9 protein-coding genes, 2 other RNA genes and 1 pseudogene are annotated in these 12,763 nt (G+C 35.5%); 6 read left to right on the plus strand and 6 right to left on the minus strand.

Translation table 11 applies throughout. The features are described 5' to 3' along the window. The first annotated feature begins 448 nt into the window (after positions 1-448). Positions 449-946 carry a P-loop nucleotide/nucleoside kinase family protein gene (locus ACERII_RS17555; RefSeq protein WP_373644060.1) on the plus strand — a complete coding sequence of 166 codons (498 nt, stop codon included), beginning with the start codon at positions 449-451 and terminating at the stop codon, positions 944-946. Between the two features lie 357 nt (positions 947-1,303). On the opposite strand, the gene ACERII_RS17560 is transcribed toward ACERII_RS17555, so the two are convergent. From ACERII_RS17560 to ACERII_RS17580, 5 genes and pseudogenes are all read right to left on the minus strand, one after another. After that, a complete protein-coding gene (locus tag ACERII_RS17560) occupies positions 1,304-3,505 on the minus strand; it encodes a DNA topoisomerase III (RefSeq protein WP_373644061.1) in 2,202 nt (733 codons plus the stop codon). 117 nt (positions 3,506-3,622) lie between these two features. Then, positions 3,623-4,201 (minus strand): annotated as a pseudogene (locus ACERII_RS17565) (peptide-methionine (S)-S-oxide reductase); the annotation flags it as partial. Positions 4,202-4,272: 71 nt separating this feature from the next. After that, entirely contained in the window at positions 4,273-5,244 is a 972-nt protein-coding gene (msrB, locus tag ACERII_RS17570) for a peptide-methionine (R)-S-oxide reductase MsrB (RefSeq protein WP_373644062.1), read from the minus strand. A 369-nt stretch (positions 5,245-5,613) separates the two neighbouring features. Further along, positions 5,614-6,819, minus strand: coding sequence for a chromate efflux transporter (gene chrA / locus ACERII_RS17575; RefSeq protein WP_373644063.1), 1,206 nt, complete (start codon positions 6,817-6,819; stop codon positions 5,614-5,616). A 296-nt stretch (positions 6,820-7,115) separates the two neighbouring features. Further along, the gene (locus ACERII_RS17580; protein ID WP_373644064.1) at positions 7,116-8,015 is read right to left on the minus strand and encodes a LysR family transcriptional regulator; all 900 of its coding nucleotides are present in this window, start codon (positions 8,013-8,015) and stop codon (positions 7,116-7,118) included. A gap of 152 nt (positions 8,016-8,167) precedes the next feature. On the opposite strand from ACERII_RS17580, the gene ACERII_RS17585 reads away from it, so the two are divergent. From ACERII_RS17585 to ffs, 4 genes are all read left to right on the plus strand, one after another. Then, positions 8,168-8,761, plus strand: coding sequence for a class I SAM-dependent methyltransferase (locus ACERII_RS17585; RefSeq protein ID WP_373644066.1), 594 nt, complete (start codon positions 8,168-8,170; stop codon positions 8,759-8,761). A 127-nt stretch (positions 8,762-8,888) separates the two neighbouring features. Continuing rightward, a complete protein-coding gene (locus tag ACERII_RS17590; protein ID WP_373644068.1) occupies positions 8,889-9,554 on the plus strand; it encodes a ribonuclease H family protein in 666 nt (221 codons plus the stop codon). Between the two features lie 232 nt (positions 9,555-9,786). Then, positions 9,787-9,964, plus strand: a non-coding RNA gene (gene ssrS, locus ACERII_RS17595) — 6S RNA. A 10-nt stretch (positions 9,965-9,974) separates the two neighbouring features. Further along, positions 9,975-10,240: signal recognition particle sRNA large type (ffs, locus tag ACERII_RS17600), an RNA gene on the plus strand. A 46-nt stretch (positions 10,241-10,286) separates the two neighbouring features. On the opposite strand, the gene ACERII_RS17605 is transcribed toward ffs, so the two are convergent. Further along, positions 10,287-11,033 (minus strand): DUF421 domain-containing protein, encoded by a 747-nt coding sequence (locus ACERII_RS17605; RefSeq protein WP_373644070.1) that lies wholly within the window; start codon positions 11,031-11,033, stop codon positions 10,287-10,289. A 318-nt stretch (positions 11,034-11,351) separates the two neighbouring features. On the opposite strand from ACERII_RS17605, the gene ACERII_RS17610 reads away from it, so the two are divergent. After that, positions 11,352-12,653, plus strand: a complete 1,302-nt coding sequence (locus ACERII_RS17610; protein ID WP_373644071.1) for a protoglobin domain-containing protein — start codon at positions 11,352-11,354, stop codon at positions 12,651-12,653. Positions 12,654-12,763: the final 110 nt, after the last annotated feature.

Raw genomic sequence — 12,763 nt, forward strand, 5'->3', positions numbered from 1 at the left:
GCTCAAGGCTAAGAAATCCGAATGGAAAAATTATACATAATAGTAACGAAAAGTAATCTCAATATCCTCTTGTGGATACTTTTGCAATACTAGTGGTTCAGTTGCCTATGAAACTTAATATGACTAGCAAATTGTAACCGATTTGTTAGTCTTTTTTTGTTGTCATATAAAGGTTTTATAGAATTTTTGATTCTAATTTGTATGGTTATTTGCTGAAAAAATGTTCGTTTACAATTGCAATTGTTAGTATGTAAAATCAGTTACATAGTTGAATGCAGATAAATGTAAAAAAAAGGAATTCTGATTAGGTATTTATGTTAGAATTAACATATAAAAATAAGGACTTTGTGAAGGGAAGTATTTTAAAAAAACGGGAAACCTTTGTTAAAGAAGGAATAGAAATCAAATTGGTAGAGTAAGTAAAAATTAGTGCGAGGGGTTAAAAAATATGAAACAATTGGGAACGCTATACTTTTTCTGTGGAAAAATGGGTGCTGGGAAATCGACTAAATCAAAACAATTGGCGATTGATAAGCATGCTGTACTGTTGTCTGAAGATGAATGGCTTTCATCTCTTTATCCTAATCAGATTACATCATTTGAGGACTATTTAAAATTTTCAGCGCAGCTCAAGCCGTTGGTAGAAAAGCATGTCCAAAACATATTAGGTGTCGGTACAGATGTAGTGATGGATTATCCAGCAAACACTAAACAACTGCGAAAGTGGTTTTTGGACATGGCGTCAGAGGTCAATGCAAGCCATCACCTAATTTTCCTTAATCTAACTAACGAGCAATGCTTACGTCATATTGCACGAAGGCGTAAAGAACAACCCGAGAGAGCAGCTTTTGACACGGAAGAGGTGTTTATTCATGTTACTAAATTTTTTGAAGCACCAGAGGCATCCGAAGGTTTAAATATTTTAGAACTTAGCGGAAAAGAATAACAAGGAGTTCAATGATTCGTGTGTAAAGAGTATCTTAAGTTCTTGGAGGTGCTCTATAAAATATAACATGAAATGTGAGTAAAAAAAGTTTCAATGTATATGTTAAAAGTAATGTAACTTTGTGAAGTGGTAAACTTAAATTAGTACGTTAGTTATATAAGAAAAATTACCTACTTAATTAAAAGGCTCGGTTAACAGATGTGAAAACCAAGCCTTTTCATATTTAATTGCCACAAATAAAGCTATAAATAGAGGTGCATATTAGCATACATTTTCAATTGTAATTTACAATTTTGCGATAGGATACGGAACTCTTTAGTGTCTGAAACCAATTTATGGAACTCGACACAACTTTTTTTACTTTAATTTCAGTTTTGCCAATGCATCAGCTAATGCTGGGTTAAATGGTTCATCATCTTGTTTGCTTTGTTTCTTCATAAATTGATTTACTTCGCGTTTCGATAGCTTTGTGTTTTTCTCTTTACTCTTACGTTCATTGAATGTTGAGAGCTTTTCCTTATGTCCACATTTACATACGAAAACCTGTCCTTCCCCTTGACCTCGGAGTTCTAATTTCTTTTTACATTTAGGACAGCGAGCATTTGTCACTTTGGAAATATTCTTACGGTGTCCGCAATCACGATCCTGACAAACATACATTTTGCCCTTCTTGTTATTTACTTCAAGCATGAGTTTTCCACAATCAGGACACTTTGTTCCAGTCATATTGTTATGCTTATATGTCTTAGTGCTATTTTTGATTTCATGAACAACTGTTTTTGCATAGCTCTTCATATCATTGATAAATACATTTTTATTTAATTTTCCTTTAGCAATGGCTTCAAGCTTTTGCTCCCAATCTGCAGTTAAAGCAGGAGATCTTAAGTCTTCTGGAACTAAATCGAGTAGTTGCTTTCCTTTAGATGTTAGAAAAATATCTTTCCCTTTCTTTTCAATAAGAAACGAATTAAATAATTTTTCTATAATATCGGCACGAGTTGCAACTGTACCTAGTCCACCTGTTTTTTCTAACATTTTTGCTAAATCCTTCGTTTCTCCTGTCATGTATTTAGCTGGGTTTTCCATAGCAGATAACAACGATCCTTCATTAAAGCGAGCAGGTGGTTTCGTCTCTCCCTGTGTTTGCTTTACTGATGTTATGGTAAGCGTGGCTCCTTTTGTCAAGCTAGGTAAAACCTGTTCTTTCATCTCATCGTTGTTTTCACTATCCTCGGATACATTTCCATAGACTTCTTTCCAGCCTAAGGAAAGAACCATCTTTCCTCGAGCAACAAACGTTTCATTTCCCAACTCCACTTTTACTGTGGTTTGTTCATACTCGAAAGGAGGATATAGGGCAGCTAAAAATCGTTTCACAACTAAGTCATAAATTTTTCGTTCTTTATCTGTAAAGTTCGCAATGATAGGAGTTTCTTCTGTTGGAATAATTGCATGGTGATCGGAAACTTTGGAATCATCCACAAAGGATTTGTTTGTTTTTATTGGCTGTTGTAAAACTTTATGTGATAACTTTGTATAGGAATTGGATCCTTTTCCACATGCTTTCACTCGGTCTTTCAACGTATCAACAATATCGCTAGAGATATATCTTGAATCAGTACGTGGATATGTTAACACTTTGTGCTGTTCATAGAGCTTTTGCATGATCGACAGTGTTTCTTTGGCTGAAAAGTTAAATGCTTTGTTTGCATCTCGCTGTAGCTCTGTTAAGTCATAAAGCTGTGGAGCAAAGCTTTTCTTATGTTTTTTGTCTATTTCCATTATTTTTGCTTGCTTTTGATTTGTCTTTGATACTAGTTCATCTGCTTTTTCCTTGGAAAAAGTTCGGAAGTCGTTTGTTTTCTTATCTTGCCAAGTGAAAGTTACATTGTTATCGGATTTCGCTTGAATTCCGTAGAATGTTTTAGGTTGAAAAGTTCGTATCTCGTCTTCACGCTTAGCGATAATAGCAACCGTAGGTGTTTGGACTCGACCGCACGATAATTGAGCATTAAATTTACATGTTAATGCTCTCGTAGCATTTAAACCGATGTACCAATCTGCTTCAGAACGAGCTACTGCAGAGTGATACAAATTTTCATATTCTTTCCCGTTTTTTAACTTTTGAAAGCCTTCCTTAATTGCTTTGTCTGTTACGGAAGAAATCCATAGTCGTTTGATAGGTTTGTTGATCTTAGCTTTTTCTATAATCCACCTAGCAACTAATTCACCTTCTCGTGCTGCGTCTGTGGCAATGATTATTTCCCCCACGTCGGATCGGTGTAACTGACTTTTTACCGCATGATACTGTTTGCTCGTTTGTTTAATTACAACAAGCTTCAGATCCTTTGGAATCATAGGTAAATCTTCTATCTTCCACTCTTTATATTTATCGTCATATGTCTCAGGGTCAGCGAGAGTTACTAAATGACCTAACGCCCACGTGACAACATACTTATCTCCTTCAAGGAAGCCATTACCTTTTTTCTTACAGTTTAATACTCGTGCAATATCACGAGCAACGGAAGGCTTTTCCGCAATTACTACGCTTTTTTTCATGTATATACATCCCTTCAAATATAAAACAAGTAAGTTAACTATACCATAAATGCCTGTTTCTCATGAAGCGAGAGGGAAGACAAAAACTTCTGCCCGACGATTAGGCAGAAGCTTCTTTTACCATTTTAGGTTGTCCAATACCTCGATTAATTCTTTGGATTGATTCTCTTCAATACCCCATCTTGTAATATCTTTTTTGATAGAGTTAAGAGATCCATGCCCTTTCACAAATCCGTTTAAACGTGCGGCGAAAGTAGAGTTTGTAAGTGCTTCCTGTGTACGGAAAAAATCGAGTAAGGTCTTCGTAGCATTTTTATATCTCTTTAAATAGTATTTCTGATGATACTCTTCTGCAGGATAAAAAACATGGTAGGGAGAAATCTCTGTTGAAATCGTGCCATCTAATGTTTCTTCCCAAATACCTTTTGTATCCTCCGCGAGTTTTTTCTGTTCAGCGCTCTGATAGAGTAGAAGAGAAATGTATTGCCGTCCTTTGTAATTGATAGTACGAAGTGGATTGTGATTTTTCCAAAAAACCTGTAATAACTCCTCGTACGTAATGATGCTTGGATTGTATTCAATTTGAAGAGTCTCCGTATGATCTCCCATTTGTCGGTACGTTGGATCAGTAGTAGTTCCTCCTGAATACCCAACGGTTGTCTTCATTACTCCAGGTAGATGTCCAAACTGGGCATCAGGACCCCAGAATCAACCCATGCCAAAAATCGCTTTTTCTACCGTATCAGCTTGGAGATTATATTCTTTCCTCACTTTGCATCACCCTCGAACAACACTTTATATTCGCTATAGCCTTCTTTTTCTAAGTCTCTAACAGGAATGAAGCGCAGCGCTGCAGAGTTTATGCAGTATCGCAACCCACCTTGATCTCTAGGACCATCATTAAATACATGACCTAAGTGGGAATCTCCATATTTACTCCGAACTTCGGTTCGAATCATCCCATGGCTTTGATCTAGTTTATCCACAACATGATAATGACTTATGGGGCGAGTAAAACTAGGCCAACCACAACCAGCATCATATTGGTCCTTAGAGCTGAATAGGGGCTCACCTGACACGATATCCACGTAAATTCCTTGTTCCACGTTTGTATAATATTCACCTGTGTAAGGGCGCTCTGTACCGTTATTTTGTGTTACTTCATATTGAATCGGTGTTAATGTTTCCTTGAGCGTTGTTGGGTCTTTCTCTATTTTCCATTTGCTTTCTGTAAAAGCTTTCCGACCAGAACCTTCAAAATAACGGTTATAGTGGAATGGGTTTTTCTTGTAATAGTCTTGATGGCCTTCATCGGCAGGATAAAATTCGGTTGCTGGAAGAATGTCAGTTGCAATAGCTTTATCGAATTTTTGGCTTTCTTCTAGTTTTTGCTTAGATTCTTTTGCAAGCTGTTTTTGTTTATCATTATGGTAATATATTGCTGTTTTGTAATGTTCTCCACGGTCAAAAAATTGTCCACCCTCATCAGTTGGGTCAATATTTCTCCAAAAGATGTCTAATAGTTTTTCGTATGGAAATATGGCAGGATCAAAGGTGATTTGTACTACTTCACGATGATCTGATTGTCCTGAAGCAACCTCTTCATACGTTGGATTTTCTTTCGTACCACCTGCAAAACCGGAAATTACTTTATAGATACCAGGGAACTCATCAAACGGCTTTACCATACACCAAAAACATCCCCCTGCAAATGTTGCTTTTTCTACATTATTTGCCATGCTAATCACCCCTATGGATAGTGAACGGTTTACATGTTATTCATATCAATTAACACTAACCGTGTATTGTTTATGTGTTTATTGTATTACATATTTATCATATGTAAAAATCTGTTGCTTATTTTTGTGTAGGAAGGTTTGATTCGGAAGTTAAGTGATGGTTGCTAGATGCACTGGTCTGAGGAATTGACTGTCGGCATCACATTACATGTGTTCAAAAGAAAGAGATGTCACTGTGTAACCTACACACGACATCTCCATTGTTGTATCTAAAAACATTATCCTTCTGGGAAAATCTTTTTTAATTCGTCTTTCAAAACGGAGTGTACTTTCACTTGCGGTCGGATTTCGTGAATATATTGTTCCGCTTCAGATCAACCCTATTAGCGTTCCACCAATTGCTCCAGCTAACACCACAGCCCAAGGTGGTAGTTTCCAGAACACAAGCATCCCAAACAAAATCGCAGCTAATGAAAAATCAAGAGGACTTAAAATGGAACTCGTCCAAATCGGGTGGTACAAAGCAGCAATTAAAATACCAACAACAGCTGCATTTACTCCAAAAAGAGCTCCTTGTATTTTTGGATTACTTCGGAAAGCTCCCCAAAACGGAAGAGTACCTAAGATTAGTAAGAAAGCTGGTAAAAAGATTGCTACAGTTGCTAATAATGCACCACTCCAGCCATTCATGATTGCACCTAAATACGCTGCAAAAGTAAACAATGGACCTGGAACTGCTTGTGTAGCACCATAACCCGCAAGGAACGCTTCTTCCGTTATCCAACCTACTGGTACAAGCTCTCTTTCAATTAGTGGTAATACTACATGGCCACCACCAAATACGAGGGAGCCAGCTCGATAAAAACTATCAAACACAGCGATCCAATGGATTTGAGTAAGCTCTCTTAAGAATGGTAGCAAAAAGAGTAGACCGAAAAATAACGTTAGACATCCTATGGCAAACTTTTTACTAATAGGAACATGAATATGGGATATTTCTGGTGCTTTTTGTTCCCGATACATCCAAAAACCAATGAATGCCGCGATGACGATAATAACAACTTGGGTGATAACTGTTTGCCATAGCAATGTAACAACAACTGCAAATAATGCAATGCTTCTTCTTTTTGCATCCGGTGTAAGCTTGGAAGCCATCCCTAAAATTGCATGTGCAACAACTGCAACAGCCACAATTTTCAAGCCTTGAATCCAACCGGCATTTCCAACATCGAAACCTTGGACAAAAAGTGCAAATAAAATAAGTGCTATGACAGATGGGAGAGTAAATCCAAGAAACGCTACAATTCCCCCAAATAATCCACTACGCATAACTCCAATACCAATACCGACCTGACTACTTGCAGGTCCAGGTAAAAACTGACAGAGTGCTACTAAGTCCGCATAACTTCGTTCATCAAGCCATTTTCTTCTTCGCACATATTCATTGTGGAAATAACCTAAATGGGCAATAGGCCCTCCAAATGAAGTTAAACCTAATCTCAGGGAAACAATAAATACCTCTAGCAGCGAGGCTACGCCTTTTTTTGGTTGCTGATTTGTGTCCTTATCGCTCAATTTCATCACTCCAAATCCTCAGAAAATACTATTTTATCTCTTTAAACCACTCATAAGCCTTCTCTCTTGCTTATTGTAGCACTTCAATTGCCCTGATCATCCATCCCTAATCCCATTCATTTTACTAGGACTTTGTATATATTGAAACTATTTCAATGTAAATATAATGTTAATTCGATAAACTTGGATTTGATGTAAATGGAGATATTCCTTAAAGAAAGCTTCTAACCTCTTAGAACGAAAATAATCACAGTTAAAGATACGCAACCAACATCTTTCATAACAATAAAATAGGTTTATCCCATCCTACTATAGTTATGGATACAATCTTTCAAGAAAGAAGTAAAGGTGAATATGATAGGTGAAGTATATCTACCTTTATGATAAATGGCAGAGAACTGTCTCTTACATCTTTCATTTATCTGAATAGGGTAGAGTAACTGATGGTCTATTTCTAATTGAGTCGTAAATTTAGATAGAAATCCGATACCATGACCTCTTAAAATAGAGTGCTTGATTGCTTCGTTAGTTCCTAATTCAATGACCTTCTTAGGCTTAAAGTTATGTTTGTCCATTAATAAATCAATGTTCTCCCTAGTATTTGATCCTTGTTCTCTTAGCAAAAAAACCTCATTTGACAAGTCTGAAATTGTGGTTGCCCTAATTATGTTTTTGAAGTAGTCAGCTGATGCTAGCGGAAGTATTTCGTCTTCAAAAATAGGTTCAACCATTAAATCAGAATGTGGTTCTGACTTAGCGATGACTACAATATCTATGGATCCATTTTTTATTTTCTCTTCAATTGTAGAAGTATTAGCGATGATCAGCTTTGTTTGTATTTTTGGATATAGTTTTTCAAATTCTAAAATTAAAGGAGAAAGAACATAATTTCCCACTGTTGTTCCAGCCCCAATTGTAAGTTCCCCTTCATTTACATTTTTTAGAGACAGCATTGATTTTTCTGTTTGCTCCGATAATTGCAATATTTGTTCTGCGTAATAGAGAAGTCTCCTTCCAGCGTCCGTTAATTCAATACGTTTTCCTATACGATAGAATAAATCTAATCCAAAATGCCTCTCAAGTGAGTCGATTTGTCTTGAAACTGCTGGTTGACTTAAAGAAACGATCTCAGCCGCTCTTGAAAAATTTAAGTTAGTTGCAACATAATAAAATGATTTAAGTTGATGCAATTCCATACTACACCTCTTTTCATAATTGTTTTAGAAAGCACTCCTATTCTAGTATGCAAAAATGTTATTGATATCATCATTATTATGCATTTCCTTTATTGTAAAAATATAAATACAATTAATCTAGGAAAACTTTTAACAATAAAGGGATGAGTTTTGTGAAGTTTCGAGAATCAGGTATGCCAACAATGAAGGTATGGAATAGTTTTTTTTATCCAGATGAAGTGATAAAAAAAATGGGTGTTAATCAACATATAAATACATTTATTGATATAGGGTGTGGGTATGGGACCTTCCTAGTTCCTGCTTCTGAAATAATTAGAGGAAAAGCTGTAGGGATAGACATTGACGACAAAGTACTCAATGAATGTAGGGAAGCGATACCGAAGAGTAAAAAAGAAGATATTGACCTAATAATAGGAGACGTTACGGAGAAGAAAACAATAGAGGAGCTTGAAAAATACAGTGGTACAATAGATTACATTTCTTTATTTAACATGGTTCATTGTGAGGAACCGTTAAAATTGTTAACAGCGGCTTATTATCTACTTAGCGATAATGGTATACTAGGAATCACTCATTGGATTCAGGATGATACTCCGAGAGGACCATCCATGAAGATTAGACCAACTCCAAACCAAATTAAGGAGTGGGGGAAGGTTGTAAACTTTGAATTCATAAAAGAAGTAAAGCTCCCACCATATCATTTTGGGATAGTTTTTGAAAAAAAGAAACATGGATCTTTTGAGTGACGAAGGTATTAGGTTAAATACCTTATGAACAACCCTATTTTAGTATATGCAAGGACTATTTGCTTACATTTTGATAATACTAATTATGTAAACTGTTATATGAGTAGTTAACAAAAGGTGGTTTATTATGAATGTTAGAATAGAAATAACATACAAAACGAAAAAAGGAACAGAAACTTCATTTATATCTGAAGAGATGAATGTGGATAAAGCAATTTTGATTGCAGAGGATTTACAAAATACCGGAAGAGTAAAAAACCTAACGTTTATCGATAATTTAGATAGTGCTTGGTCGTTAAAGGAGATAAAGAAGTACATAGCAGAAATAGAAACGGAACCACACAATATTACTGTTTATTTTGACGGGGGCTTTGATATACAAACAAAGATGTCAGGTTTAGGTTGTGTCATTTATTACGAACAAAATGGGAAGACGTGGCGTTTACGTAAAAATGTATTAGTGGACTCCTTAGATACGAACAACGAGGCAGAATACGCTGCATTACATTTTGCTTTACAGCAATTAGGGGAGCTGGGGGCACATCATATCCCTGTTACATTTATTGGTGACTCTCAAGTTGTTATTAACCAGTTATCTGGAGAATGGGCTGTAATGGAAGAGGTATTAAATAAGTGGGCAGACCGAGTAGAGGAGAAACAAAATAAATTAGGGATCCGTGCTGAGTATTCTCTAGTTTCAAGAAAACAGAACCAAGAAGCAGACCAACTTGCTTCGCAAGCATTAAAAGAGATTGAAATATCCAGTATCCTACAGTTAGAAAACGGAAATTAAAGCTCTAAATCTATGTTAAAGGTGTGCTATTGGTAGACATTAGTCAATGTAGGAAGAAACCCCCTATTGAGAAATAGGGGGGATTTCTTTATGATAGTGTTAATATTAAAAATAAGGCCTTAGTGTGATAAGATATCTATTCAAACGAAATTAAATAACTTTTGAACGAGAAAAAGTTGCGCAGAATACAATTGTGTGTTATAGTAATATATGTAATCACAAACAAACACAACATATCCTACGGTGTGCGTAATCCCTTTTTTGTTTTAAACCGTATTGTTTTATTGGGATTCTTATATTTGTTAACTGATGCCATGCCTTTTATAAGGACTGCAGAGGTTATCATGCGGAAACCCACCTGCGAGAGCGGGTTATAAAACTACTAGGGAGACGGCATTTGTGGGAGTCATTTTATACATACCGTACTAGATGGGGAGTTGGCGGTGCCCTGTAACCCACAATCCGCCTTAGTGGGGTTGAATTCCTAGTAGCGGTGTGGTTATGTATGGATTGCCTTACGGTTAGCGGGTGTTGACCATCAGGGCCTACGCAATGAAAACCTATGAATCTGGTCAGATCCGGAAGGAAGCAGCCATAAGTAGATCATTTTATGTGCCGTAGGGTTTCCTGATATAGCTTGCTCCGTAAGTAACATATATATAATCATATCAATTCTAGGTGTACGGTGTAAAAAAACCAGCAGAACTCTGCTGGTTTTTTTGTTTATAACTTTTATTGTAAATGCTCTGGTGTTGAGATATTGTGGCTTTCATCTTTTATTTCCCTGAATAAATCTTGATCCCCTTTTTTAGAGCTAGATCTGGAATCCACATTTACTTTCAATTCATTTATTTGATTCGATAATGTATGAATTAAAGTTAATAATTGTCTATTGTCCATCATTTGAGTTTGTTGAATTGGAAGGTCGGTTTGTTGTTGTTGGTTGTGAGTTAGGTTATTAATGTAATCTCTTATTTGTCTTATCTCTTTTTTTACTTCGTCTATGTCCTTCTTAGTGGCAGTCTTTTTTTCATCCTTTAATACAAAAGCTACTTGTCCATTTGGTTCTATAGTAGCCCATTTTACATCACTCATCTTTGAAATGCTATTTAACCTTAATTGCGTTTCTAACTGGTCAACTGTCAGTCTTGTGCTTCTTAAATTTTGAACATTTATATTCCCATTTTCAATTAAAACTTTTGAATTACCTGTGACGAGCTGTTCAATGAAATCAAACTTCAGTTGTCCGTATTCTACTATGAGTAATGTTATAACTAACAAAGCACCAACGAATAATGTGGACCATATATTTTCTCCCGCCAAAGGTTGGATAAGTAAAGAGCCAATTCCAATCATTATAACAGTTTGTGCAAGGGTCATTTGGGATATGGATTTTCTCCCTGCAACTCTTAATAAAATGATTCCCCCAATAACAATAAGTGCTGATTTCCAAATCCATTCCACGCCTACGAAATCCATGTGTTAACCTCCAAAGAAACTAGGATAGGTACCTTTATAGTTCTCCCTATTGATCGGACCTATTCATATAAGTGGATTTATTAAATTAAAGTAATTATTCATTCTACTTAGTGGAAAAAAACCGTTTTTTGTCATTTTTCTAGTCTGTTTTGATTTAGTTTTTATTATATTACTATATAAACAATGTTTAAGTGATTTAATGGTTTACTTAGTAGAAAAACATGTTATATATTGGAAACGAAGTAAATTAATTGTTGAAAGTAATTTAACAATACAACGGATAGTTATAAGGAATGAAACTTTTAGGGGGAAGTTATCATGTCACTATTTTTGAAACGAAAAAAAGAAAATGCACAACAGCTAAATTTTGAAAAACTTGGATCTGGTACCTTGCATATTTCAAAGGGAAGCGTTATTGAAAGACAGCTTAAAATGATTGAATTTACAGAACAAGACTTAATGATTATCCATACATTGCAACCTTTTGTTGAAGAAAATATTGAAACGATTGTTGATAGGTTTTATATAAATCTAGAAAATGAACCTACTCTTATCCAAACGATTAACGACAACAGTTCGATTGAAAGATTAAAGAAGACTCTCAAGAACCATATTATTGAAATGTTTAATGGAGTTATAGATGATACATATTTTTCGAAACGAGTGAAAATCGCACAGATCCATGTAAAGATAGGACTGCAGACAAAATGGTATATTAGTGCATTTCAAGATCTACTTGTATCTCTTATTAATATTGTTGAAGAAAAGGTATCAACGAAAAAAGATTGTCTTATGGCGGTTAGAGCATTAACAAAGATTCTAAGTTTGGAGCAACAACTTGTTCTAGAAGCTTATGATTGTGAGTCTGAAAGAGTAAAAGGGAAAATAGAAGAACAAAAGAAATTATTACGAAATAACGTTGCGAGTGCTGCGGAGAATTTAGCAGCTATTTCGGAACAAACAAATGCTAGTTTCCAACAACTTGTTCTACAATCAAATGAAATCGTCACTTTGGCTAACCATGGTGCAGAACTATCAACATTAGCAACAAGTAGAACAGAAGAGGGGAAAGATCAAATAAATTCCCAAACTAAAAATATGATGAATATTTATCACTCTTTAGATACCATATCGAAGGATGTTAATGAGTTGTTGGCTATTTCTAAGCAAATGCAAGATATTGTTGATATCGTAACAGGAATAGCGGAGCAAACGAATTTATTGTCATTAAATGCATCGATTGAAGCCGCTAGAGCAGGAGAAGTAGGAAGAGGATTTGCTGTTGTAGCAGGAGAGATCCGCATATTATCTGAACAAACGAAGAATTCTGTAACGAATGTATCAAGTTTAATATTGAATACAAATTCACAGGTGGAAGAAGTAACAAAGTCTCTAGATAATATTAGAGAAGTGGTGAAAACAGGAAATATGTATATGGACCAAACAGAAAGTCATTTTACACAAATATTATCAACCATGGAGGATACAAAGAATCAAAATAGTAAAATCGATGAGGAAATATCTTCCTTTGTATTAGTAGTAAACGAACTAGGAAGCGCTTTTGATGAAGTAGCGCATTCTGCAGATAAACTTACAGCTATTGCATTAGAAATGAAGTGAAGAATGTATAGAAAAATAATATTGCTGGTCAGGTTCGTTATCTTTAGTTGAATAATGGAAAATTAGAGATAGTAAGCACTTAAATCCTCAATATCATTTTTGAATTCTAA

Origin of the sequence: Evansella sp. AB-rgal1 (genome assembly GCF_041820985.1) — a bacterium.
In the GTDB taxonomy this organism is placed as follows: domain Bacteria; phylum Bacillota; class Bacilli; order Bacillales; family Salisediminibacteriaceae; genus Evansella.